Genomic DNA, 24,311 nt, shown 5'->3' on the forward strand with positions numbered 1-24,311 from the left:
CCCTCTGGCTGAAGTTTCTCTGCAGTATAGCAGGTGCGGGACGCGGTCTCCACTTTCATCTGTCCGGATTACCGGCTCAGTAATAGGGGATTCCCAGGAAGAGGTAGGCTGCGCCCCGGCCCTCACTGCCATGGGCCAGGGAGAGGTAGAGGGGGCCGAGCCCGGTGTCCAGGGCGGTGAAGAGGCTGGCTGACCACGGGCTGTGGCGCAGGTTGTCGTGGGAGAAGTCCGGTTCATCCCACACGTTGCCGGTTTCCAGCAGCACTCCGCTGTAGGCTTTACCCAGCACGGGCAGGCTGCCCGTGTGGCGAAAGGCCATCAGCTGTGCCAGGGCCACTCGCTCGCCCACCAGTTCTTCGCCGCGATAGGCGCTCAGGTTGAAGAACCCTCCCAGGCGGAACTGGTCGAAATAGGGTATATCGGTGTCCAGTCCACTGCCGCCCCGGAACGAGAGTACGACACTGTTTCTGCCCCAGCTCAGGGCGTGGGCAGCGCGGCCTTCAACGCGCCGGTAGGAGGTCTGGCTGTCGGGGTTGTCCAGGGTGGCGTACCAGTCAAGGGCAAAGGCGCTGCCCTGGGTGGGAAAGGCGGGATTATCCATCTGGTCATAGGTGATGCTGGCGGTATAGCCGGTCTGCCACTGCTCTTCCTCGGGCAGGGCGGAATCCCCCACCTGGACGGTGGCCCTGTGGAAGCGGCGCACGATGCCCAGGCGCCCTTCACCCCAGCGCCCCACATGGGTGCCGATTTCCAGGCCGGTGCCATAGTGGCTGACGTTGTAACGGGCAATGGGCTGCTCCTGCTGATACACCTGATGAGGCTGGCTGTGATAGCTGATGTGGGGGGCGAGGAAGAGCTCGCTGCCCAGGAAGAGGGGCTGGTTGAACTCGCTGTACAGCTGCCGCTCGTGGCCGATCTTGAAGGTATTGCGCCACTGGGCGCCAAGGCCGTTCAGCCAGGTTTTGCGATAGCTTGCCAGGGCGGTGAAGCGGGAGTCACCTTCAGAGTCAGTGTAAAGCTCCATGCCAAAGCGCAGAAAATCGCCACCGGGCCTCTCCGTGGCGCTGATGATAACGTGGGTGCCGTTGCCGGGCTCCTCGCTCAGGTGGTAATCCAGACGCTCAAAGTCTCCGCTGGCGTAGATGCGGTTCAGGCTGGCGTGGAGGGTGGACTGGTCAAAGGCCTGCTGCGGGTCGAGCCGCAGGCGTCGCTGCAGCACGTCGGGATTGACGCGGGTCAGCTCAGGCAGGCTGATCGTGCGGATAGACAGCGAGTGGGCCAGGGGAGTACGGTGCTCGCGATACCACTGGTCGTATTCGCCCGGGCTGAGGCTGAGGGGCCGCAGCTGGTCGTAGAGCAGGGCAGCGGCCCGGTAGCCTTCGGCGATCAGGGGGCGTACGGGGGTGAAATCGCTGGCCGAATAGCTGCCGACTCTGGGGCTGATGAGGAGGTCGTAGGGGCGCAGTTCCTGCAGTCCATGGCGCACATTGTACTGGACGGGGATTTCGGTGATGCGCTGGGCCACTGTCAGGATGGAAGCAGGCTCATCCGCCCGGGCGCCGGTATCGGTATCGGGGCTGATGTTGACGGCGATGATGAGGTCGGGCTTGCAGTCCCGAAGGGCCACTGCGATGGGCAGATTGTTGACCAGGGCGCCGTCGAAGAGCAGGCGACCTTCATGGTATACGGGAGGAAAGACGCCGGGGACGCTCATGCTGGCCAGCAGGGCTGTGGAGAGATCGCCCCTGCTCATGGTGACGGCTTCGCCGCTTTCCAGATCGGTGCCGATGGCCCGGAAGGGGATGGGCATCTGGTCAAAGTCCATCACCGGCTGGAATCCCGTCAGCTCCCGGAAGAAAAAGTGCAGATTGTGGGTGTTGATCAACCCGGCAACGGGGTAGATGCGCGTACCCTGCATGTTGATGGTGAAGTCGAAAAAGTTGAGCCAGTCTTCCTGTTTCTGGTGGAAGGGAATGAAGGAGCGGTGGGGCGTACTGGAAAAGAGGCGCTCCCAGTCGGCGCTGCTGATGGCTTCTTCCAGCTTCTGTACCGAAAAGCCGCTGGCGTAGGCACCTCCCACCAGCGCTCCCATGCTGGTTCCCGCGATGCAGTGCACGGGAACGCGCATCTCCTCCAGAAACTGCAGCACTCCCACATGGGCGATGCCCTTGGCTCCGCCGCCGCTGAGCACCAGGGCGACGCGGGGCGACTCCTGGGCTGAGCCGGACATGGCCGTGGCGACCAGCAGACAAAGGAGCAAAAGGGTGCTTCGCAGGTATTGCATCACGGCACCTTGCGCAGGTGAGCCAGGTAAAAGCCATCCATGAACGCGTCGGGCAGAATGCGCCTGGTTCTTTCCAGGCGCGGGTCGAACTCCTTGCCCTGCCAGTGGGTCAGGCCGGGTATGGTGTTGGCGAAGGGCAGCTCCAGCGGCAGAATATCCACCGCGTCACCATATTTTTTCAGCAGCGCCGCCACCATGGCTTCGTTTTCTTCAGGCGCGAAGGAGCAGGTGCAGTAGACCATGGTTCCCCCTGGCTTGAGGGACTGCCAGGCCGAAAAGAGCAGGGGCTTCTGTTTGCGGGCCGCCTCACGGATTTTCGCGGGGCTCCAGAACTGCCAGCTGGCAGGATTGTCGGCGTGAAAACGGGCCTCCGAAGAGCAGGGCGCGTCCAGCAACACCCGGTCAAAGTGCTCTGGACAGGCCAGGCCCACGGTGCGCCCGTCGCGCAGATAGGTGTGTACGATGGAAGCCCCAAAGGTTTCCACATTGGCCTTCAGGCGAAAGAAGCGGTCCTTGACCGCCTCCACAGCTGATATCCAGCCGCGGTTTTCCATCAGAGCCGCCAGGTGCAGGGTCTTGCCACCGGGGGCGGCCGCCAGATCAAGCACCTGTTCGCCGGGCCGGGGATTCAGGAGCAGTGCGGGTGCCATGCTGGAGAGATTCTGTATATAGATACGGCCCTCAGAAAAAGCAGCGGAAGTACTCAGCAGGGAGCGCTGCCCGTGGGGCACCACAAAAGCTTCCGCGCACCAGGGAACCGGGTTGGAGCTGATGTCCAGGGCTGAGAGCTCTGTCAGCACGTCCGCCGTGGAACTGCGCAGCGTATTCACCCGAAAGGAGCAGGTTCGGTGCTGGTGAAAGGTGGCAAAGACCTGGTCGTACCGGGATGGCGGTACGATGGAGGCCAGGCGTTGCAGAAACTCTGCAGGCAGGGGGCTGCTGTAACTCATGTCATGAACCTCTGATTCTCTTCTCAAGCTGTCGAAAACCCTCCATCTGCGGTGTTGTCTGCGGTCGCTCATGGCTGCGACATACGGGGAGTGTGCCGCACGCCTTGCGGGCGCTTGCACCTGTGGGTTTTTCAATTGCCTGCTTGTTTTGAGGTATTTCAGCAAGCTGCCGGGGAATCCCCAGGAGAGCAGCATCATAAACCAGGACGACCGAATGTAGCACTTCAGTTTATCCTGACAACAGGGAAAAGGCGATGTAATTCAGCGGGGGATTTGTACCGCTGGCAGGGGAGGTGACAGAATAGAACAAAAGAATTTTCGCACAATAAAACAATATGCTATAGTCAGCGAGTTTGCAAAAAAGCCTTGACAGGTTTGCTATACTTAACTGATCGAAAGAATCCGGCTCCCGTAACAGGAACACTCCCTATGCAACAGACACGCGTTCTCATCGTCGAAGACGAGAGTATTGTAGCACTGGATATCAAAAGCACCCTGAAGAACCTTGGTTATGATGTGGCCGGAATATGCGCCTATGGCGAAGAAGCTGTCAAGGCGGTCGAGGATCTCTCCCCCCATCTGGTGCTGATGGATATCGTGCTCAAGGGCGACATGGATGGTATTGAAGCAGCGGAAATCATCCGCCAGCGCTTCCATGTTCCCGTGGTCTTCCTCACTTCCCATGCCGACAAACAGACCCTTGAGCGGGCCAAAATCACCAAACCCTTCGGGTATATCATCAAGCCCTTTGACGACCGCGAAATTCACTCCAATATCGAAATGGCCCTGCACAGTCACGATGTGGAAAAGCGCCTGCGCGAAAGCGAAGAGCTGTTTCGCGTCCTGGCGGAGAACTCGGTTGCCGGCATCTTTATTGTGGAGAACGATCGCTTTGTCTATGCCAATCCGGAGTTTTTGAAGATTACCGGTTACAGCGCCGATGAGCTGGAGCAGATTCCCTTCTCCCAGCTTCTGTGCAACGAATTCCGCTATATCGCCGAGTCCATGCATAACTGCGATGTGGCGGCCAAGATGCAGAAGACCATTCGGATCACCTCCAGGGATCAGGATGAGCGCTGGCTGGAGCTTGCCACCAACACGGTGGTGCTGCGGGATCGCTGCTCCGGTATCGGCACGGCCATGGATGTCAACGAACTCAAGCAGCTGCAGATGCAGATGGAGATATTTGCCACCACGGATATGCTGACGGGTTGCTACAACCGCCGCAAGTTCGAGGATATTTTTCGGGTGGAGACCGAGCGGGCACGACGCTACCGGCAGCCCCTGGCGGCGGTACTCTTTGATATCGATCACTTCAAGCAGGTGAATGATACCCATGGGCACAATGTGGGCGATGATGTGCTGCGCACTCTGGCAGCGCTGGTCCGGGGCAGCCTGAGGCCCAGCGATTACCTGGTACGCTGGGGGGGCGAAGAGTTCCTGGTGCTGGCGACGGAAACCAACGCCCGCCAGGGTGGCCATCTTGCCCAGCGCATCCGCCGTCTGATCGAACGCAGCGAGTTCGCGGCGGTGGGGACGGTGACCATCAGCCTTGGTGTGACGGAGTTTGTGTCGGACGATGAGCTGCATACCTTCATCAAGAGGGCCGACGACGCACTCTACCTGGCGAAAAACAAGGGGCGCAACCGGGTGGAGGTTCATGGGCTCAGCTCGGAAGAAGCCCGTGAAACGGGTCCATGAAGCAGCGCTGGTCAATGAAGGACTTCACCTGTATTCACTTCCCCCTGCTTGCCATTGTCCTGATATTTTTCTGCCTGCTGCCCTTCCTCGTTCACCAGTCCCACTCAAGAATAACTCTTCAGCACGAAAATGCCATCGCGGAGACCCGCCAGCTTTTCCAGCACACCATTGATCTGCGCCATGCCATAGCCTCATTCAGCTACGAAACCGCTTTCAATATTCCCCGCATCCAGCAGCTGCTGTGGGAACACTCCCGAGGTGAGCGCCTGGCGGAAGCCGTGCGTCGGGAACTGGCCAGTGAAGCGCAAAGCATATATCGTTCATTGCAGCGGATGGGCTTTGATCACCTCTACTTCCATGACAGAGACGGAACCGTGGTACTGCGCATGCACGCGCCCCATGCCTTCGGGGATAACCAGCAGCACAGCCGTGCCATGATTGCCGCCATGGTTGAAAAGCCCGTGGCCCTCAGCGGATTTGAAGGTGGTCAGATGACCACGGGGCTGCGTTTTCTGTTCCCCCTTTTTCACCAGGGGGTGCATGTGGGCTCCGTTGAGGTGGCGAGTTCCTCCGCCAGTCTGTCCCGGGAATTCTCCGCGACCCTGTCTTCGGCCTCCTATCACTTCCTCGTTCCTCGTGCAGCGGTGAAAGCCCGTGTCTCGGCGTCGGATTTTCGGCGCAACTACAGTGAAAGTCTGATGTGCCCGGATTTTGTTATCGAAAGCGCGCTGACCTCCCCCGATGAAAGGGGGCAGCTGGCTGACCTGGAGCGGGCCCTGGCAAAGCAGCGCTCCTTTGACTGCTCTGTCCTGATGGGTCCCGAACCCGGCGCGACAGTGCTGCGCTGGCAGGAGCATAACTACCAGGTGCTCGCGCTGCCCGTCAGGGACTTTGCCGACACGACCATCGCCCACCTGGTGGTCTACCGGAAGGCCCCTGTCATTGGTCAGATCAAGCGTTCTTTCTGGCTGGCGTTCACCGGTCTGGGAGCGGTGACGACACTGGCGGTTATCTTTGTGATTCTGCGCATTCGCCACCGCCTGACGCTGGAGCAGCAGCTGCAGCAGAAAATCGTCCTGGAGGAGCAGCGCGAGCAGCAGGCCCGGGATCTGGAGAGCAAGAATCGCACGCTGGAGCGGGCTCAGGATGAACTTGTGCGCAAAACCAGCGAACTTGAGCGCAGCAATTACTACAAATCGGAGTTCCTGGCCAACATGTCCCATGAACTGCGCACGCCCCTGAACTCTATTTTGCTGCTCTCTTCGCTGCTGATGCGCAGTGAAGCGGAGTTTCGCCCGGAGGAAGTGGAGAAGTTCAAGGTGATCCACATCTGCGGCAAGGAGCTTTTGACCATGATCGACGAGGTTCTGGACTTCTCCCGCCTTGAATCGGGGCGGGTGGAACTTCACCTGGAGCCTCTGCACACCAGTTTTCTGGTGGATTTTCTGCGCAGCAAGTATCACTATGAAGCCAGTGAGAAGGGGCTGGAGCTCGTGGTGGAAGATCAGTGGCAAGGTTCCATGATCACCGACAGCAAGCGACTGCTGCAGATTCTGCAGAACCTCATCGTCAACGGACTGAAGTTTACCCGCACGGGACATGTGAGCCTGAGCATAAAGCCCAGTGGACGGGCGGATCTGCCGCTGAGCTTCACCGTCTGCGATACGGGAATCGGCATCGAACAGGCGAAGCGGGAAATCATTTTCGAAGCCTTTACCCAGGCCGATGGCAGTATCAGCCGCGAATTCAAAGGCACTGGCCTCGGTCTGGCCATCAGTCGTAACCTGGCAGTACTGCTGGGAGGCACACTCACTCTGCAGAGCAGTGAAATGGGCAAGGGCAGCTGTTTTGAGCTGCTGCTGCCCCAGGAAAGCACGCTGCCCGACTGAAGAGATTGGCAGCAACAATGGCACTCTGCTCAAGGAAAACGTACCCACAGCCAGGAGGAAAACCATGGCACCACCGCAAGCCGGCTATACGCTTCTGAGTGTTGATGATAACAGCTTTAATCTTTTCAGCCTGCAGGCTTTGCTGGAGCAGCTGCCCCAGTGCCGTGTCATCAATGCATCCTCTGGACAGGAGGCGCTGGAAATCCTGGGGCGCGAGCCGGTTGACCTGATTCTGCTGGATATTCAGATGCCCGTCATGAACGGCTTTGAGCTGGCGCAGCATATCAAGGTGCTCCCCCAGGCCATGGATGTGCCCATCATCTTCCTCACCGCGTTCTATAAAAGTGAAGAGTTTGTGCGCCAGGGTTTCGATGTCGGCGCCGTGGACTACCTCACCAAGCCGCTGGATAACCAACAGCTGCTCAACAAGGTTCGCATGTACCTGCGTCTGATTGAAAAGGAGCGGCAGCTGCGCCAGGCCAATACCCGGCTGCGCCGCGAGCTTGAGTTCAACCGCCAGCTCATGGAGACCATTCCCCTGCCCCTCTTCCTGAAAGATGCCGATGGTTGTTATCTGGAGGTGAACCCTGCCTTTGAAGAGCTGGTGGGACGCACCATGCCGGAGCTCCTGGGCAAAACCTGCCGGGAGGTTATCGCGGCCAAATGGTGCAAGACCTGTGAAGATCACGACCAGCGCCTGCTGGCAGGCAAAGATCAGACGCTCAGCTGCGAAATGCAGATACAGCGTGGCGATGGCAGCTGGGCCGATGTGGTGTTCACCAAGTCCCGCATCGAAGTTCATGAAGATGATTTCACCGGCATCGTGGGAGTACTCACCGACGTCACGGAACGCAATCGTGCCCAGCAGGAAATCACGACCCAGAAGGCGCTGCTGGAGTCGCTGCTGGACTCTATACCGGATATTATCTTCATCAAGGATGGTGACGGCAGTTACCTTGGCTGCAACCGGGCCTTTGAGCAACTGGTGGGCGCGAAGCGCGCAGAAGTTGTGGGCAAGACCGATTACGACCTGTTTGAGCAGGAACTTGCCGCCGAATTTCACCGTCAGGATCGGGTGATGCTGGAGCATGGGCAGGCTCGCCGCCATGACGATTGGGTGACCTATCCCGATGGTCGTCGCGCCATGATGGATACCCTGAAAACACCATACTGCGACGAGCATGGCCAGATGACTGGTCTGATCGGCGTGGCCCGCGATATCACCGAACGCGAGCAGCTGCGCCAGCAGCTGGAACAGCTCTCCTTCACCCTGGACAACAGCGTCGAGGCAGTACTCATCCACTCCATCGAAGGTGAGTTTGTCTATGCCAATCGCGCTGCTTCGGAGCTTTATGGCTACACCGTTGAAGAACTGCGCAGGGACGTGCGCCTGTGGCATGTGGATCGCCAGTTTAACCCGGAAAATACCCGTAAGCGCCTGCTGGCAGTGCGCAACAAGGGTTACTTTACCCAGGAAGTGGAAAACTGCACCCGCGATGGCGTGGTTTTTCCCGCCGAGGTGCGGGTACAGAATATGCAGTATGGTGACCAGGAACTCTTTCTCGTCTTCGTGCGTGATCTGACCCAGGAGAAGTTCGCACGCCAGCGCCGGCGGGAGCTGCTGGCCAAGAAGACGATTCTCGAGAACATGAACGACGCCATTTTCATTCACGATGTGAATGGCCAGATTCTCGAAGTCAACGAGAACATGCTGCGGATGTACGGGGTCAGCGTCGAAGAAGCACTCAGCCTTGACATTGCCAGGGACTACTCTGCCCCCGATAACGATTTCACCCTGCTGCCAACGATGTGGCAGCAGGTGGTTCAGGGCGAGGTCAGGCGTTTTGAATGGCACGCCCGGCGGCCCCATGATGGAAGTAGCTTCTATGTGGATGTGATCCTGCGCAAGATATCCCTGGACGAGCGAGACGTCATACTGGCCAGCGTGCGGGATATCACGGAGCAGAAGCAGCTGCGCGACAATACCCTGGCTTCCCTCAAGGAGAAGGAGATGCTGCTCAAGGAGATTCACCACCGGGTGAAGAACAATATGCAGATCGTCTCAAGCCTGTTAAACCTGCAGTCCCTGCACAGCTCCGATGACGCCCGCGTGGTGGAAGTTCTGGAAGAGTGCCAGAGCCGCATCCGCTCCATGGCCCTGATCCACGAAAAGCTGTACCAGTCGGACACCCTGGCGCGCATCGACTTTGCCGGCTACGTCAGAACCCTGTGCCAGAATCTCTTCCGCACTTACAAGGCCAATGCCCAGGCGATCAGCCTGGAGGTGGATGTCGCCGATGTCACCTTCAGCATCAACACGGCTATTCCCCTGGGACTCATCCTCAACGAACTCATTTCCAATGCCCTGAAGCACGCTTTTGCGGATCGGGAAAAGGGAGTCCTTTTCATCAGGCTGCAACCCCAGTCCGGGGGCCGCTATCTGCTGGAAGTGCAGGATGATGGCGTGGGATTCCCCGCCGGATTTCTGCTGCAGGGGCAGGGCAGCCTGGGAATGGAGCTGATCCACACCCTGTCCGAGCAGCTGAGTGGCTCAGTGCGCCTTGGGAATACCCACGACAGCGGTGGATACGTGGTCGTGGAGTTTGAAGAAGCGTAACGGGTTCAGGGAAGTAGTTCTGCACAGACTGCGTCACTTGATCTTATCCTGCACCAGGTATACGAGTTTCTTGTGCCACTTTGGACCCGCCCAAAGTGGTGCCTGGAACTGGGGACCGCAAACAACCGCCTTCCCTGGCTTTTGGTTTGCGGTTGCCGCCGTCGTGGCGGTAACCCTGCGGGTCCATCGCGTTATGCAGGCAAGACCCGAACGGGACACCTGCAGGAAGCAGGTGGTCCGGCAGCACTGCAGGGATGCAGGGGTCAGGCAACGCAAAGAGGCCCAGGTGCAAGGCGCGGGCAAAGCGAGAAAGGAGGCGTACTTCCTGTACGTCGCAGTGACGAGTGATGACCGGCAACGCAGCAGATGGGCCTCTTTGAGCAGCCTGCTGCCGGATCTCCAGAACAGGCGAGCTAACGAGCCGGAAAAACGGGCGTTCGGGGGGCGCGTTTTTGAGTCCTTTTTGCGCGGTCAAAAAGGACAATGTCTTCTCTGTCTATGAATGGCTACACTGGATTTTCGGTACCAGTGCCTCGATGGAGGCAAAAAGTTCCTGGGTGTTGATGGGCTTGTACAGATGCAGGTCAGCCAGATCACTCTGGTACTGATCACTCTTGTAGGCGGTCAGCACTACAATGGGATTGCGGAAATCATGTTCATGGCGCAACTTTTCAATCAGGCCCAGGCCGCCCAGGCCGGGCATTTCAATATCGGTGACCACAATATCCGCCGGATGGTCGGCGAAAGCCTCCAGGGCTTCCAGACCATTGGCCGCAAGGCGCACTTCACGCACCCGTCTTCCCATCATGCGCCCGATGGAGCGCAGGGTCAGCAGATCGTCTTCCACGTAGAGTATGCTGATATCTGCCAGGCTTCTGGTGGTATCGGTAGTGGACATGGTGTCTTTCCTTGCGGTGTTGTAATGCCCAGAGAACGGCGCATATGGTTGCGATTTGTAAACTGCTTTGCGGCATTGTAAACCCGATTATCATATCAGTTGAGAAAAACTTCAAGCACTTCCTTGAATCTGGAACCAGAAGGCCACGAAGAAGCGCGTTTTTTCCGGTTTTTTTCCAGACCTGTCGGACGAACTCTTTTTTGCTTCTGTCAGGAGGTTTTGGTATCCTTGCCCGCAACAGTTTACCGGATCCTGCAGGTGTTCCGCATCGGGGTATTTTCCGGTAAAATGCTTTCTTATCGCGATTCACATCATCATACAAGCGAGGTTTCCGTGAATAAGCAGGATGACAAAAAGCTCTGGGGTGGCCGCTTCGAAAAGCCCATGGAAAAATTCACCGAGGAGTTTACCGCCAGCGTCAGCTACGACCAGAAGCTCTACCGTTACGATATCATCGGTTCCATTGCCCACTGCCGTATGCTGACGAAGCAGGGCATCCTGCACGAGGTGGAGCGCGACATGATCATCACGGGGCTGGAGAGTATCCTGCACGATATCGAACACGGAGATTTCGAGTTTCTGGTCAGCCTGGAAGATGTGCACATGAACATCGAAAAGCGCCTGATTGAAAAGATTGGCCCCGTGGGCGGCAAGCTGCATACGGCCCGCAGCCGTAACGACCAGGTGGCCCTGGACAGCCGTCTCTACGCCCGTGACGCGGTGAAGCAGATCATTGAGCTTGTGCGCAATCTGCAGCGCGCCCTGGTGGAGCAGGCCAGCCAGCACACCGAAACCATCATGCCCGGCTACACCCACCTGCAGACGGCCCAGCCCATTGTGCTGGCCCACCACCTGCTGGCCTACTTTGAAATGTTCGATCGCGATGCCCAGCGCTTCAGCGAGATATATCAACGGGTCAACGTGCTGCCCCTGGGCGCGGGAGCCCTGGCGGGAACCACCTTTGACATCGACCGCCAGTACGTGGCCCGCGAACTGGGCTTTGACGGTGTCAGCCGCAACAGCCTGGACACGGTCAGCGACCGCGATGCCTTTATCGAAATCTGCAGTGCCGCGTCCCTGGTGATGATGCATCTGTCGCGTCTCTCCGAAGAGTTCATCCTGTGGAGCTCCTCGGAATTCCGCTTCCTGCGCCTTTCCGATGGTTACTGCACCGGCTCCAGCATCATGCCCCAGAAGCGCAACCCCGATGTGAGCGAACTGGTGCGGGGCAAGACCGGGCGGGTCTACGGCAACCTCATCAGCCTGCTGACGGTGATGAAGGGCCTGCCCCTGGCCTACAACAAGGACATGCAGGAGGACAAGGAACCCCTGTTCGATACCATTGACACCGTGGTGGGCTCCCTGCGCATCTACGCCGACATGATCCGCACCGCCGCCTTCAACACCGAGCGCATGCGCGCCGTGGCCGGACTGGGCTTCTCCACCGCCACTGACCTGGCCGACTACCTGGTGCGCGGCGGCCTGCCCTTCCGCGATGCCCATGAAGTGGTGGGTAAAATGGTGGCCCACTGCGAGAAACATCAGATCGACCTGCCAGAGGTGGATCTGGCCACCATGCAGGGCTTCCACCCCTCCATCGGCGAGGACATCTACCAGTTCATCACCGTGGAAAAGAGTGTCCAGAGCCGCAGATCCTATGGAGGAACGGCGCCCGAACAGGTGAAGGTCCAGCTCGAAGCTATCCGCAGCCGCCCCGAATTCGCCTGAGTAACGGGGAGCTGGCGGCGTGAGTGCGATTCTGGAAGAGGCCCTGCAGCAGCTGGCATCGGAACGCCTGGTGAAGCACGCTGTCCTGGGCGTTGAAAGCGTCGATGGCCAGCTGAGCTGGATTGGGGCGGCGGGCAGCGCCCAGCCTGATGGTACGCCCATGGGGGCGCGGACTCCGTACTTCATTGCCAGCATCACCAAACTGTATATCGCGGCTGCCCTCCTGAAACTTCATGAACAGGGGGTGCTCAGCACCGGCGACCTTCTCTGCGCTCACCTGCCCCACTCCCTGATTGGCCAGCTGCACCGCTATCGCGGCGTGGACTTTACCGGCGAACTGACGCTGCAGCACCTGCTGAGCCACACCTCCGGGCTGCCCGACTGGATTGTGGATCGTCCTCGTGGCAGAAGCAGCCTGCTGGAGGGCATCGCAGCGGAAAGTGACCGCTCCATTGACCTTGCGCAGATGCTGGAGTATGTCCGCAGCGAGCTGGAGGCTCACTTTCCGCCCCAGTCCCCGGGGAAGGCAAAGCCCAGAGTCCGTTATTCCGATACCAACTTCCAGCTTCTCATCGGCGTTCTGGAGCACCGGCTGGAAATGCCCTTTGGCCAGGTGCTGCGCAATCTCATCCTGGAGCCCCTGGGCCTGGAAAATACGGTTCTCTGTGATCCGGCGGGTGGCCACGAGCCGATGCCGGCCACGGTGTGGGCTGGTGCCACGCCCCTGCGCATCCCTCGCCTGATGGCCTCCTTTCGCGATCTGTACAGCACCGCCAGGGATCAGCTGGATTTTCTGCGGGGCCTGACGCAAGGACAGCTGCTGAGCGCTGAATCATCCCTGAGGCAGATGCAGCACTGGAACTCCTTCAGTGCGCCACGGGATCTGGCTTCGCTGCAGCTTCCCGGCTGGCCAATTCAGTATGGAGCCGGTATGATGCGCTTTCAGATTCCCCGGATTCTGACGCCTTTCAAGCCGGTTCCCGCAGTTATTGGACATACGGGCGCCAGTGGTTCGTGGCTCTTTTTCTGCCCTGAAAAGCAGCTGTTTCTCTGTGGCACGGTGGATCAGGTTGCGGCCGCGCCCCTGCCCTTTCGCTTTCTTCCCAGGCTCCTGCGAGCCCTTGAATAACCAGGAGATACCTATGAAATCTGTTTATGGCGTCCTGTTTCTGCTCCTCCTCGTCGCCCTGGCGGGCTGCGGGGTGAAGACCCCCATCATCCTGGAAGAAGAGACCGCCGATGTGGTTATAGAGGCGGTGAATACTGGCGAAGGCGTGCTGGTTACCTGCAAGTTCCCTCCTTTTTTTCGCGGTGAAACCGGCCTGGTGCGGGCGCGACGTCCTCAGGGGCAGAGTGTCTATGGGCCTGACCACGTTATCCTGCGCCACGAGAAGGTCAGTTTCGCCCACCTGGATACTGACGTGATCCCTGGTGACAGCTACCGCTACGGTTGCGCCGGGGTTCGCTCCAGTGAGCGCCTGTCTTCGGCGGTGCTGAATGTGGATTTCCGCGCCCTGCCCGCCGCGCCCCGGATGGAAGCTGTCTGGCACGGGGGGGCCGTTCTGTTGAATATCAACGCTCCCGAACAGGGTGTTTTTGAAATCATGCGCTCCAGCGAAGAGCGGGCCTATGAGCGCATTGCCACCACCAGCCAGAGCCAGTACCGCGACGAGCGGGTGGTGCGGGGTCGCACCTACCGGTATCGGGTCTATCTGCGTCTTGACCGTTTCACCGTTTCACCACCATCGGATGAGCTGATTTTCCGCGTTCCCTGATCGCGGAAAGAGTTCCCGGAAAAAGAAATGAGACTCTTCCATGCCGGAATCCCTTGATTTTCGCCGTACCGAGCACTCCATTCGTCGCTGGATTCTGCTTTTCTCTCTCGTAAGCCTGCTGCTGGTAGCCATCCTCTCTTCCACCCTTTTTCTGCGGGAAACCTACAGCCGTTTTGAGGAAGAGAAACACTGGATTCGCCAGTCCCATATGGAAAGCCAGCAGTCCATGCTGCAGGAGCGGGTGGATAACGCGGTGCAGGTGATCAGCAAGCACCGGGAGCAGGCCCAGGCGCGCCTGGGAGAAACGGTTCGCGAGCGGGTGGATCAGGCGTACACGGTTGCCCATGCGCTCTATCAGCGCTACCACGGCACCATCAGTGACGAGGAGCTGCAGCAGATGATCGTGGAAGCCCTGCGCGCCATGAGCTGGCGGGAGGGTGACTCCTATATCTGGATCAACCGGTACGATCTGCAGTCGGTGCTGCTGCCCCGCAATCCCGGCCAGGAAGGGCAGAGCCTGGCCGATATTACTGACCCCAGCGGAAACTATGTGGTGCGTCAGCAGGCCAGGACTGCCCGGGAAGAGGGCTCGGGTTTTAATGTGGACGCCTTCTTTAAACCAGAAGACCCGGAAACTTTCCATGCCCAGATCAGCTATGTCCGCGATCTTGGACTCTGGGACTGGTATATCGGCAGTGCTGAATTCCTGGATCGCTTCCGCGATGAGCTGCAGCAGGAGATCCTCCTGACCCTGGCCGAGCTGCGCTACGGTGACAACTATATCTTTATTGATACCGTGGATGGCCATGCCATCCTCATGAACGGCGAGCTGCAGGATCCACCCCGTTACTCATGGGAGCTGGAAGATGCCCAGGGTACCAAAATTCTGCAGGAGCAGTTGCGGGTCGCCCGGGAAAACCCGGAGGGAGGCTTTCTCTCCTATGTGTGGCACGAAAAATCCCTGGGCCGTGATATGCCACATCTCTCTTTTGTGCGCCTGATTCCCGACTGGGACTGGAAAATCGGCACGGGGGCCTACCTCACCGACATTGAGCAGTTCATCGCCTACCGGGAAGCCGACCTGTGGAAGCGCACCTGGCTCAATATCATGACCATCGGAGCCGTGGTTCTCCTCATCATCTCCGCAGCAACCCTGCTGGCCATTTTCACCAACCGGCGCATCCGCAAGCTGTTCAGCGCCATGGGGCAGCAGATTGATACGTACTATGGGCAGCTTCGGCGCATGAACTGCGAGCTGGAAGAACGGGTTGCCGAAGAGACCCGCAGGTGTATGGAGCAGGAGCGCCTGCTGATTCAGCAGACCAAGATGGCCGAGATGGGAAATATGATTGGACTGATTGCCCACCAGTGGACTCAACCCCTCAACGCCCTTTCCCTGCATATGCAGGATATAGAGGACCAGAGCCAGATGGGGCCTGTGGGCGCGCAGGCGGTAAGTGAACACGTGGAATCCTGCAACCGCCTGATTGCCCACATGTCCGACACGGTGAACAGTTTCAAGAACTACTTCAAGCCGGACCTCCACCCCGTGGAGTTCGACCTGAAGCAGACCCTGGAGTCGGCAGCCGCCATACTAAAGCCGCGTCTGCGTCAGAGCGAAATTCTGCTGCAGCTGCCGGAACGCAGCGCCACCCTGCACGGCTACCACAACGAGTTCAAGCAGGTGATTCTGAACCTCTTCTCAAACGCCTGTGATGCGCTTGAAGAACGGCGGAAAGCCCAGGGGCCATTTCAGGCCAGCATAACCGTCACCCTGACGCAGCAGTCCGGCCTGGTGCAGGTGGAGTTTCGCGACAATGGCATCGGCATCCCGGCACATGTACGGGAAGGCATCTTCTCCCCCTACTGCAGCACCAAGGGAGAGGCGGGTATGGGTATCGGTCTGCACATGAGCCGCCGCATCATCGAAGAGAAATTCCATGGCCATCTGGTCCTGGGCAACGCCACGGAAGGGGCGTGCTTCTGCATTGAGATTCCTGTGGAAAGGCCCGTCAGCTAGCTGGCGGGCCCAGTGTGCCTCTTTTTCCATAGCAGGATAACCTTGTACTGCTATATCCGGTCCACCCCGTCTGAGGAAATCTTTTATTTTACGGGAGATACTCAGACAGGATTGACTGGATGAAAGAGGATTTGGTTTGCCTTGAAATCCTGCTATATCCTGTACATCCCATCTGAGGAAATCTTTTGTTTTACGGGAGATACTCGGACAGGATTAACTGGATGAAAGAGGAATTGGTTTGCCTTGAAATCTTGTTATATCCTGTACATCCCGTCTGAAAAAAGCTTTTATTTTACGGGAGATACCCAGACAGGATTAACCGGATGAAAGAGGATTTGGATTGCCTTGAAATCCTGCTATATCCTGTACATCCCGTCTGAAAAAATCTTTTGTTTTACGGAGATACTCGGACAGGATTAACCGGATGAAAGAGGATCTGGATTGCCGTGCACGGTTTACCTTGAAATCCTGCTATATCCTGTACACCCCGTCTGAGAAAATCTTTTATTTTACAGGAGATACTTAGACAGGATTAACCGGATGAAAGATGAATTGGATTGCCGTGCACGGTTTGCCTTGAAATCCTGCTATATCCTGTACATCCCGTCTGAGGAAATCTTTTATTTTACGGGAGATACTCAGACAGGATTAACTGGATGAAAGAGAATTTGGATTACCGTGCACGGTTTACCTTGAAATCCTGCTATATCCTGTACATCCCATCTGAGGAAATCTTTTGTTTTATGGGAGATACTCAGACAGGATTAACCGGATGAAAGATGAATTGGATTGCCGTGCACGGTTTGCCTTGAAATCCTGCTATATCCTGTACATCCCGTCTGAAAAAATCTTTTATTTTACGGGAGATACTCGGACAGGATTAACTGGATGAAAGAGGATTTGGATTGCCTTGAAATCCTGCTATATCCTGTGAATCCCGTCTGAAAAAATCTTTTGTTTTACGGGAGATATTCAGACAGGATTAACTGGATGAAAGAGAATTTGGATTACCGTGCACGGTTTGCCTTGAAATTTTGACTTCGGTCAATTCCCTCCTCGCACTTTGTGCTACCCTTCCGCCAGTAACAGATTACGGAAAAACCCATGATACATTTTCCACAGGCAAGGAGGTGCCCCGTGCAACCAAAAATTACCGGTTCCATGACCATAGAGCAGATTCTCACCCAATATCCCGGCACGCTGGCGGTGTTCCAGGCGCGGGGCTTCGAACAGTTCTCCGATCCGGCCAAAGTGCAGACCATCGGCCGGTTTCTGAAACTGCAGTCCCTGGCGAAGCAGGGAAATTACGACCTGGACGCCCTGATCGGCCTGCTGGAAGAGGCCACTGGTGGCGAAGCGGTTTCCGTCAGCTCCCAGCCCCCTGTGCGTGTTGAAGGACTGCTGCCCTGCCCCGTGCGCCTGCCCCTGAGTGAAGCGTTCGGCCGCTTCAGCGAAGAGTTCACCACCCAGACGGGGGTGGAGGTCAAGACGACCCTGGAGGCGGCGGCGGTGGGCGCCAAGTGGATCGAGGAGCACATCCGCACCCTGTCCAGCCATGAGGAGCTGCCGGATATTCTGGTGAGCGCGGGTTTTGATACATTCTTCGACCCCAAGCTGATCGGAGCCTGGAAGCAGGAGGGCGTCTTCTGCGACACCACGGCCGGACTGGGAGTGAACGAGGCCTTCCGCGGTGTGGACATCCGCGACCCACGGGGTGACTACGGCATGTTCTCCGTGGTGCCGGCGGTCTTTGTCATTCACCAGGACAACTACCCTGACCTGGAGGCTCCCCGCACCTGGGAAGAGCTTTTGCACCCCCGCTACGAAAAGAAAGTGGCCCTGCCCGTTTCCGACTTTGACCTGTTTAACGGCATTCTCCTGAACCTGCACAAGGAATTCGGCGACGAAGGTATTGTGCGCCTTGGCCGCAGCATGGATGTCAACCTGCACCCTGCCCAGATGGTGCGCGCTTCCAACCGGGCGTCGGCCCATAAACCCTTTGTGACGGTGATGCCCTACTTCTTCACCAGGATGCTGCGCCAGAACAGTTCGGCCCGCAGTATCTGGCCCGAGGACGGTGCCATTATCAGCCCGGTGTTCATGCTGGTGAAAAAGGAGCGTCTGGAGCTGACCCGGCCCGTGGCCGATTTCCTGGCCAGCCCGGAGATGGGCAGTATTCTCACCAATCAGGGGCTCTTTCCCTCCCTGCACCCGGACGTGAAGAATGTCCTGCCGGAAAATCCCCGCTGGAAGTGGATTGGCTGGGACTACCTGCACGACAACGATGTGGCGGCTCTGCTGAAACACGCGCTGAAAATATTTGAAGATACGGTGGGGGTGAGCCAATGAAACTGGTAATTGTGGCGGGCCCCCCCTCGGCGGGCAAGACGGCCGTTATTCTGAAAGTGGCGGAAGCCCTGGCGGGCCAGGAGACCATCGGCGTGGTGAAATTCGACTGCCTGGCCACCGATGACGATACCCTCTATGAAAAAAAGGGACTGAAGGTGAAAAAGGGCCTCTCGGGCTCCATGTGTCCTGACCACTTTTTTGTCAGTAATATCGAGGAGTGCGTGCAGTGGGGAATCCGCGAGGGACTGAGCATGCTCATCAGCGAGAGCGCCGGTCTGTGCAACCGCTGCTCCCCCCATATCAAGGGAGTCACCTCGGTCTGCGTGGTGGATAACCTCAGCGGCGTGCATACTCCCCGCAAGATCGGCCCCATGCTGAAATCCGCAGATATTGTGGCCATCACCAAGGGCGATATTGTCTCCCAGGCCGAGCGGGAGGTCTTTGCCTTCCGCACCCAGCAGGTCAACCCCAAAGGGCGCATCCTGAACGTGAACGGCATTACTGGCCAGGGAGCCTACGAGCTGGCGACCCTCTTTGCCCAGTCGCCGGATATCAGCACCGTACAGGGCTGTTCCCTGCGCTTCTCCATGCCATCGGCCCTGTGCTCCTACTGCCTGGGTGAAACCAAAATCGGCGAGTCGTACCAGATGGGCAACGTGAGAAAGATGGAGAACCTGGATCAGTAGCGGGTTCAAGCAGAGCATCGCCGTGCAAATGCAATAACAGCGAGCTCAACTTTCGCGCCCCCGAAACGGCAGGTTGTCTGCGCTGACACTGATGCCATGCTGGAATGGCGGAAATGGTTTTTCACAGACGGCGTCGTTTGACATTACCCTCATTTTGTTTATGAGTTTATTTTGCCACTTTGGACCCGCCCAAAGTGGCTGGGAAGCGACCCCCGGTGCTGTCCTTTTCAGCCGTCCGCTTGCCTGGAACTGGGGGCCGCAAACAACCGCCTTCCCTGGCTTTTCAGCAACCTGACAGTCGGCGCGTCCTGGCTGGGAAAGCACACGGGGGAGAGGCAGAAGCAGGCCGTTCCCCCCTGAGCCCGTCCGGTGAGTGCGACGCCTGGCTGGCAAGACCCGAACGGGACACTCACAGGAAGTGAGTGGTCCGGCAGCACTGCAAGGAAGCAGTGTCTGCCGGATCTCCAGAACAGGCGAGCAGGCGAGCCGGAAGAACGGGCGTTCGGGGGGCGCGTTTTTGAGTCCTTTTTGCGCGGTCAAAAAGGACAATATCCGGAAGCGAAAAAAGATACCAGATGAGTCAAGCATGAAAAGTCAATACTTCAATACTGTTTCCGCGTGGTAAACATCAGAGTAATAATGTCTTAATTCAAGACAACAAGATGCGAAACTTCAGAGCGAGGATATTCCCATGCATACCAGAGATTCCATGACCATTACCGAGCTGCTTGCGCAGCATCCCTATGCCAACGATTTCTTTGATTCCTATGGCCTGCAGCTGCCAGCCGAGGACTCTCGCACCTTGGCCCAGTATCTCGACTCCATTGATGAGGAGCGCTGGGAGGATCTGGGTGCTTCGGCGGAAAGTGTCCTGGAGAACTTCGAAGCCTTTCTGCAGGGTATGGCCGATCTGGCCAGTGAACAAAGCTTCAGCGTGGAGAGCCTGACCGTCATTGGCGGGCAGAACAAGCGCGGTGAGCCCGAGGAGGTGACCCTGGAGCTGCGGCGCGGTGATATCGTCAGTATTGTCGGTCCCACCGGCTCAGGCAAGAGCCGCCTGCTGGGGGATATTGAGTGGATGGCCTGTGGAGACACGCCCACCAAACGACGCATTCTGGTCAACGGCCAGCAGCCCGACGCTTCCTGGCGCTTTTCCATTGAGCGCAAGCTGGTGGCCCAGCTCTCCCAGAATATGAACTTCGTCATGGACCTCAGCGTCAAGGAGTTCGTGGATATGCACGCCGAAAGTCGCCTGACGGCGAACCGCGATGAAGTTACTGCCACCATCATCCGCGAAGCCAATTCCCTGGCCGGAGAGCCCTTCGAGGCGGATACGCCCATCACGTCCCTCAGCGGAGGGCAGTCACGGGCGCTGATGATTGCTGACACGGCCTTTCTCAGCCGTTCGCCCATTATTCTGATCGACGAAATCGAAAACGCGGGCATCGACCGGCAGCGGGCCCTGGATCTGCTGGTGCGCGAGGAAAAAATCGTACTCATCGCCACCCACGATCCCATCCTGGCCCTGATGGCGCCCCGGCGTATCGTCATTCGCAACGGTGGCATTGCCGCTGTCCTGCAGACCTCAGTCCAGGAGCAGGATAACCTGAAACACCTGCAGGAGCTCGATCGCAAGGTACTGGCCCTGCGCAACCGCATTCGCACCGGTGGGAGAATTGAAGACACTCCAGGGCAGTGGTAGGGCGGCATGCCGTATTCAGTGGTGCAATCTGAAAAATTCTTTGGTATGATTTTCACACATGCCAAAGGCTTGCCACCACTTTGCTTACGGGGAAGGTTATGAAAATTGCCCACTGCACGAGATTCTCTGTTCTCGCACTGTTTCTTCTGGCCCTGACGTGGATGTTGATGATTCCGTCTTCGGCAGCTGCGGGAAGGATTGCTGCCGGTTTCGCCCTGGGGGAAATTACCGGGCTCAGCATCAAGTACTGGCAGGACAATGAGCGGGCCTTTGACTTCGCTGCCGGCTGGTCAGACACTGAGACCAAGGTGAAACTGGACTACCTGTTCCACGAGCACGGAGTTATCCAGGTGAAAGAAGGTCGCGTTTTCGTGTACTACGGCCTTGGTCTTTACGGCCACAGCGACGACGATGAGCCCGATGATGTTTTCGGCATACGGGTTCCCTTTGGCATCGAGTACTTTATCCCAAATATGCCCCTGAGTATCTATGGTGACATTGCGCCAGCCATGGACCTTAATCCCGAGACGGATTTTTCCGGGCAGGTGATGCTTGGGGCGCGCTTTATTTTCTGACAGAAAAACACCGATACAAAAGACCGAAAAAGCCCTCGCAAGGATATGCGAGGGCTTTTTCGGTTGCGGGGTTACGGCAGAAATGCTCTGGTCACCGCGCGGGTGAACCACAGCAGGAGAAAAAACAGCAGCAGGGGGAAGACGATGCAGTCAAAGAGATAGGCTGCCATGAGCATCATGCCGGAGGTCACCAGCTCGCCGGTCTTCTGCTCCAGGTAAACGCTGACCTTGTTGAGCCGCTCGCGGGTGTCGTTCCAGCGTGACCAGATGCTCTTCTCCTCGGCGGAATCCCGGAACAGATCCTGCTCGATGGTGTCGAAGACCCCTTGCGCACTGTTCAGACTCGGTGCGGTAATATGACTGGAAAGCATGGATGCGCCTGTGACTGACAGGGGCAGGATCAGGGCCATGCTGATACTCAGCACGACCATAAAGGCGCTGACGGCGTGCATGATGCGCCCGAGTGCCGCGCTGTGGGGAGCCAGCCACCGGCAGATAACGGTGAGGCTCAGCAGGGCAAAGGTGATGCTGAGCAGCCAGGGAGCGGCTGCCTCCGCCATGGCCAGCAGATACTGCAGGGCCAGCAGGATGATTCCTCCCGCCAGCACGGTTTTCCAGGCAATATCCACATAGTCGTAGGCTGCCTGAACCACGTCACCCACCTGCAGGCCGAACCCCACGCCGATGGTCGACCCCTCCACGATGGAGAGCCCCACCTTGATGGTGGAGAGAACGGCAAAGGTTTTCAGTGAGCGCTCAAAGGCGCTCTGCAGGTACTCCTGGTTGTGCTGGGAGACCTGCTGCAACCCGCTGTACTGCAGAGCCAGTTCGTGGTGCTGGGTGGTAAAGAGTGCAGCGGCTGTCGCCAGCAGCAGCACCAGAAGACTTTTCCCTATCCAGCTGTATTTTTTTGGCTTGGAGCGCAAAACGGCCATCTTACCCTTCCTTTTCCGGTCGTCTGCCAACCAGTTCGGCGGCCCAGGCCTGGCCCCACTGCTGGCGGTTGGAGATATATTCGCGGTAGTGCAGGATACGCAGATGGGGAACGCACTGGTGGAGCAGTTCATTGGGCTGGAGCAGGTGCTCTTTGGTCATGGGGGTGCCCTGGTTTTCGGGGCCGTCCATGAAGGTGCGGAAGATCAGCATGCCTCCGGGTTGCAGCCCTTGAAAAAGAGAGGGGAAGAGAGGTCGGTGCAGGAAATTGATATTGAGAATCAGCTGGTAGCTGTCTGGAGCTATGGTGTGCTGATCGAGATCGACGCAGCGCGCATGGATACCGGGAAGTTCAAGTTCCTGCAGGTGTTTTATGGCCACATCGGAAATATCCACCGCATCCACCGTAAAGCCCAGAGCTGCCAGCACTCGGCTGTGGCGGCCCAGGCCGCAGGCGATATCCAGTGCCCGGCCGGGAGAAAGTTGTCTGGCGTAGCTTTCCACCAGCTCCAGCGGCTCCTGGCCTGGTGGATTTTCCCGATAACGCTGATTCCATTTTTCGCGATCCTGCTCCATGGGTTCCTCGCAATATCTCTGATCAATCGGCCACAGGCAGGGTGATGGTGAAAATCGCCCCGTCAGGACCATTGGTGGCAGCAATGCTGCCCTGGTAACGCTCTTCGATAAGGCGTTTCATCATATAGAGGCCAAGGCCTTTGTCGCGACTTTTGAACTGGGTGGTGGTGTAAGGCTCAAACATGGATGGCAGGATGCTGCTGTCGATGCCACCGGCGTTGTCGGCGATGGTAATGGTGATGGTATTATGGGGAGTGCGGGCTGCCTCGATCCGTATGTCCACACGGTCGCGCTCGCGGGCAGCGGCAACGGTCATGGCATTCTGGATGATTTCCATGAAGAGTTCTATGATCTCGATTTCCACCCCTTTGACCTGGAGGGTATCGGGGATGTTTTTCAACAGGGTGACTCTGCTGAACAGCGGCTTGGCCTGAAGGTAGAAGAGCGCCTGCTGGAAAGTGGCGTGGAGGCTGATTTTCTCCGGAGCCGTGTTGCTGGCCTGGTAGAGATCGGTGAAGGTACTGATGGTGTCCGAGAGATGGTTGACCTCCGCCATGGCTTCGACAATCGTGGAGTGAATCAGCTGCTTCTGCGGGTTATCGCTATCCAGCTGGTCGCCCATATCCTGGATGATCAGTCCGATGCCGTTGAGGGGCTGCCGCCACTGGTGCGCGATATTGATCAGTAGAGTGTTGAGGGCCTGGCGCCGCATCTGGTCGAAGATAATGCTGTCCTGCTGGCGAGCTTTCTCGACGGCAGCAGCAATCTGCTGCTCCAACCCGCAAAGAGTTTCCTGCAGGGCCAGCTCAGCAGACTTGCGCGTACTGACATCTGCCCAGGTGCCGATAATCTCCTGGGCGAATCCGCTGCGCCCGGCACTGCGAGCCTGGTCGTGAATCCAGATATAGGAACCATCCCGGTGCATCACGCGGAACTCCTGGCTGATAGCCCCTTCGCTCAGCAGTTTCTGCTGATTCTTCAGCACCTGACCCATATCCTCCGGGTGAATATGATCGCGCCACCAGTCTGGTCGGAGTACCTCATCGGAGCCGAAGCCCAGTACATTATGGATATTTTCACTGACCCATACGGGCGTGAGTTCCCTGTCATTGCCACTGAGGGCATAGGTGATGACGGGGCTGACGTGGAGGTAGTGCTGCAGCCGCTCGGACCATTCGCGGGCTTCCTGTTGAGCCTCCTGGCGCCTGCGCTCTTCGTCCAGCAGGGAGCGTACCTGTGCGTAGAGCACCACAAAAAGAAGCGTGGCAGTGGCCAGGACAAAGAACCACCCCTTATAGGTCTGCATGCGGGTCAGTGTCTGGGGAACCTCAAAGAGCACCATCAGGGCGCGATCCGAGAGCACGATCCACAGGGCTGCAATGACGGCGTACAGGATGACAATCCGCAGGGCGATAATGGTAGCTCGTTTTCTTGTCTCCACAGAAGCTCCTCTCCAGCAGGATGCTCGCTATACCTGCCCGGCGGCAACCGCTGCCCTGCCTGCTACAGGAAAGCGCCTTTACGCCGCCGTTCAGATTCATTCAGAATAAAGGCATTATGGATTATTTCGTCGCTACGTCAATGTTTTCCTGTGCTTTACCGGGCTGTTGCGCCAAGCGGCATCCGCA

The 24,311-nt window shown here is 57.9% G+C and carries 17 protein-coding genes; 11 read left to right on the forward strand and 6 right to left on the reverse strand.

What is annotated here, in order from left to right; genetic code table 11:
* Window positions 1-76: 76 nt before the first annotated feature.
* Complete coding sequence (locus tag ACZ46I_RS04265; protein WP_464281529.1) at window positions 77-2,284, reverse strand: patatin-like phospholipase family protein; 2,208 nt, start codon at window positions 2,282-2,284, stop codon at window positions 77-79.
* Window positions 2,284-3,234 carry an RsmB/NOP family class I SAM-dependent RNA methyltransferase gene (locus tag ACZ46I_RS04270; protein ID WP_464281530.1) on the reverse strand — a complete coding sequence of 317 codons (951 nt, stop codon included), beginning with the start codon at window positions 3,232-3,234 and terminating at the stop codon, window positions 2,284-2,286. The genes ACZ46I_RS04265 and ACZ46I_RS04270 overlap by 1 nt, the downstream gene beginning before the upstream one ends.
* Before the next feature lie 429 nt (window positions 3,235-3,663).
* Between ACZ46I_RS04270 and ACZ46I_RS04275 the strand changes: the two genes are divergently transcribed.
* The 3 genes from ACZ46I_RS04275 to ACZ46I_RS04285 all read left to right on the forward strand — a co-directional run bounded on the left by ACZ46I_RS04275 (window position 3,664) and on the right by ACZ46I_RS04285 (window position 9,441).
* Window positions 3,664-4,935 carry a diguanylate cyclase gene (locus ACZ46I_RS04275; protein WP_013507131.1) on the forward strand — a complete coding sequence of 424 codons (1,272 nt, stop codon included), beginning with the start codon at window positions 3,664-3,666 and terminating at the stop codon, window positions 4,933-4,935.
* Window positions 4,932-6,824, forward strand: coding sequence for an ATP-binding protein (locus tag ACZ46I_RS04280; RefSeq protein WP_464281531.1), 1,893 nt, complete (start codon window positions 4,932-4,934; stop codon window positions 6,822-6,824). Before ACZ46I_RS04275 ends, ACZ46I_RS04280 begins: the two co-directional genes overlap by 4 nt.
* A gap of 64 nt (window positions 6,825-6,888) precedes the next feature.
* The gene (locus ACZ46I_RS04285; protein ID WP_464281532.1) at window positions 6,889-9,441 is read left to right on the forward strand and encodes a PAS domain S-box protein; all 2,553 of its coding nucleotides are present in this window, start codon (window positions 6,889-6,891) and stop codon (window positions 9,439-9,441) included.
* Window positions 9,442-9,937: 496 nt separating this feature from the next.
* On the opposite strand, the gene ACZ46I_RS04290 is transcribed toward ACZ46I_RS04285, so the two are convergent.
* Window positions 9,938-10,339, reverse strand: coding sequence for a response regulator (locus ACZ46I_RS04290; RefSeq protein ID WP_013507128.1), 402 nt, complete (start codon window positions 10,337-10,339; stop codon window positions 9,938-9,940).
* A 333-nt stretch (window positions 10,340-10,672) separates the two neighbouring features.
* Between ACZ46I_RS04290 and argH the strand changes: the two genes are divergently transcribed.
* The 8 genes from argH to ACZ46I_RS04330 all read left to right on the forward strand — a co-directional run bounded on the left by argH (window position 10,673) and on the right by ACZ46I_RS04330 (window position 21,174).
* Window positions 10,673-12,067 (forward strand): argininosuccinate lyase, encoded by a 1,395-nt coding sequence (gene argH / locus ACZ46I_RS04295; RefSeq protein ID WP_464281533.1) that lies wholly within the window; start codon window positions 10,673-10,675, stop codon window positions 12,065-12,067.
* Window positions 12,068-12,086: 19 nt separating this feature from the next.
* Window positions 12,087-13,196, forward strand: coding sequence for a serine hydrolase domain-containing protein (locus ACZ46I_RS04300; RefSeq protein ID WP_464281534.1), 1,110 nt, complete (start codon window positions 12,087-12,089; stop codon window positions 13,194-13,196).
* A 13-nt stretch (window positions 13,197-13,209) separates the two neighbouring features.
* Window positions 13,210-13,842 (forward strand): hypothetical protein, encoded by a 633-nt coding sequence (locus ACZ46I_RS04305; RefSeq protein ID WP_013507125.1) that lies wholly within the window; start codon window positions 13,210-13,212, stop codon window positions 13,840-13,842.
* A 40-nt stretch (window positions 13,843-13,882) separates the two neighbouring features.
* Entirely contained in the window at window positions 13,883-15,862 is a 1,980-nt protein-coding gene (locus ACZ46I_RS04310; protein WP_464281535.1) for a sensor histidine kinase, read from the forward strand.
* Between the two features lie 1,137 nt (window positions 15,863-16,999).
* Entirely contained in the window at window positions 17,000-18,211 is a 1,212-nt protein-coding gene (locus ACZ46I_RS04315; protein WP_464281536.1) for an ABC transporter substrate-binding protein, read from the forward strand.
* A complete protein-coding gene (locus ACZ46I_RS04320; RefSeq protein WP_013507122.1) occupies window positions 18,208-18,897 on the forward strand; it encodes a GTP-binding protein in 690 nt (229 codons plus the stop codon). Before ACZ46I_RS04315 ends, ACZ46I_RS04320 begins: the two co-directional genes overlap by 4 nt.
* A gap of 691 nt (window positions 18,898-19,588) precedes the next feature.
* Window positions 19,589-20,599: an ATP-binding cassette domain-containing protein gene (locus ACZ46I_RS04325; protein ID WP_464281537.1), complete on the forward strand. Its 1,011-nt coding sequence runs from the start codon at window positions 19,589-19,591 to the stop codon at window positions 20,597-20,599.
* A gap of 98 nt (window positions 20,600-20,697) precedes the next feature.
* Window positions 20,698-21,174, forward strand: a complete 477-nt coding sequence (locus ACZ46I_RS04330; protein ID WP_013507120.1) for a hypothetical protein — start codon at window positions 20,698-20,700, stop codon at window positions 21,172-21,174.
* Window positions 21,175-21,245: 71 nt separating this feature from the next.
* Here the strand turns inward: ACZ46I_RS04330 and ACZ46I_RS04335 are convergent, their stop codons facing one another.
* From ACZ46I_RS04335 to ACZ46I_RS04345, 3 genes are read right to left on the reverse strand one after another with little or no spacing between them, the layout of a single operon-like run.
* Window positions 21,246-22,109 carry a hypothetical protein gene (locus ACZ46I_RS04335; protein WP_464281538.1) on the reverse strand — a complete coding sequence of 288 codons (864 nt, stop codon included), beginning with the start codon at window positions 22,107-22,109 and terminating at the stop codon, window positions 21,246-21,248.
* Between the two features lies 1 nt (window position 22,110).
* The gene (locus tag ACZ46I_RS04340; RefSeq protein ID WP_464281539.1) at window positions 22,111-22,683 is read right to left on the reverse strand and encodes a class I SAM-dependent methyltransferase; all 573 of its coding nucleotides are present in this window, start codon (window positions 22,681-22,683) and stop codon (window positions 22,111-22,113) included.
* A gap of 22 nt (window positions 22,684-22,705) precedes the next feature.
* Window positions 22,706-24,124, reverse strand: coding sequence for a PAS domain-containing protein (locus ACZ46I_RS04345; protein ID WP_013507117.1), 1,419 nt, complete (start codon window positions 24,122-24,124; stop codon window positions 22,706-22,708).
* Window positions 24,125-24,311: the final 187 nt, after the last annotated feature.

Source organism: Desulfurispirillum alkaliphilum (assembly GCF_055378285.1).

Coding starts and splice junctions, on each gene's coding strand:
- ACZ46I_RS04265 (WP_464281529.1), bottom strand. CDS start 2,284: ATGCAATACCTGCGAAGCACCCTTTTGCTCCTTTGTCTGCTGGTCGCC.
- ACZ46I_RS04270 (WP_464281530.1), bottom strand. CDS start 3,234: ATGAGTTACAGCAGCCCCCTGCCTGCAGAGTTTCTGCAACGCCTGGCC.
- ACZ46I_RS04275 (WP_013507131.1), top strand. CDS start 3,664: ATGCAACAGACACGCGTTCTCATCGTCGAAGACGAGAGTATTGTAGCA.
- ACZ46I_RS04280 (WP_464281531.1), top strand. CDS start 4,932: ATGAAGCAGCGCTGGTCAATGAAGGACTTCACCTGTATTCACTTCCCC.
- ACZ46I_RS04285 (WP_464281532.1), top strand. CDS start 6,889: ATGGCACCACCGCAAGCCGGCTATACGCTTCTGAGTGTTGATGATAAC.
- ACZ46I_RS04290 (WP_013507128.1), bottom strand. CDS start 10,339: ATGTCCACTACCGATACCACCAGAAGCCTGGCAGATATCAGCATACTC.
- ACZ46I_RS04305 (WP_013507125.1), top strand. CDS start 13,210: ATGAAATCTGTTTATGGCGTCCTGTTTCTGCTCCTCCTCGTCGCCCTG.
- ACZ46I_RS04310 (WP_464281535.1), top strand. CDS start 13,883: ATGCCGGAATCCCTTGATTTTCGCCGTACCGAGCACTCCATTCGTCGC.
- ACZ46I_RS04320 (WP_013507122.1), top strand. CDS start 18,208: ATGAAACTGGTAATTGTGGCGGGCCCCCCCTCGGCGGGCAAGACGGCC.
- ACZ46I_RS04325 (WP_464281537.1), top strand. CDS start 19,589: ATGCATACCAGAGATTCCATGACCATTACCGAGCTGCTTGCGCAGCAT.
- ACZ46I_RS04330 (WP_013507120.1), top strand. CDS start 20,698: ATGAAAATTGCCCACTGCACGAGATTCTCTGTTCTCGCACTGTTTCTT.
- ACZ46I_RS04335 (WP_464281538.1), bottom strand. CDS start 22,109: ATGGCCGTTTTGCGCTCCAAGCCAAAAAAATACAGCTGGATAGGGAAA.
- ACZ46I_RS04340 (WP_464281539.1), bottom strand. CDS start 22,683: ATGGAGCAGGATCGCGAAAAATGGAATCAGCGTTATCGGGAAAATCCA.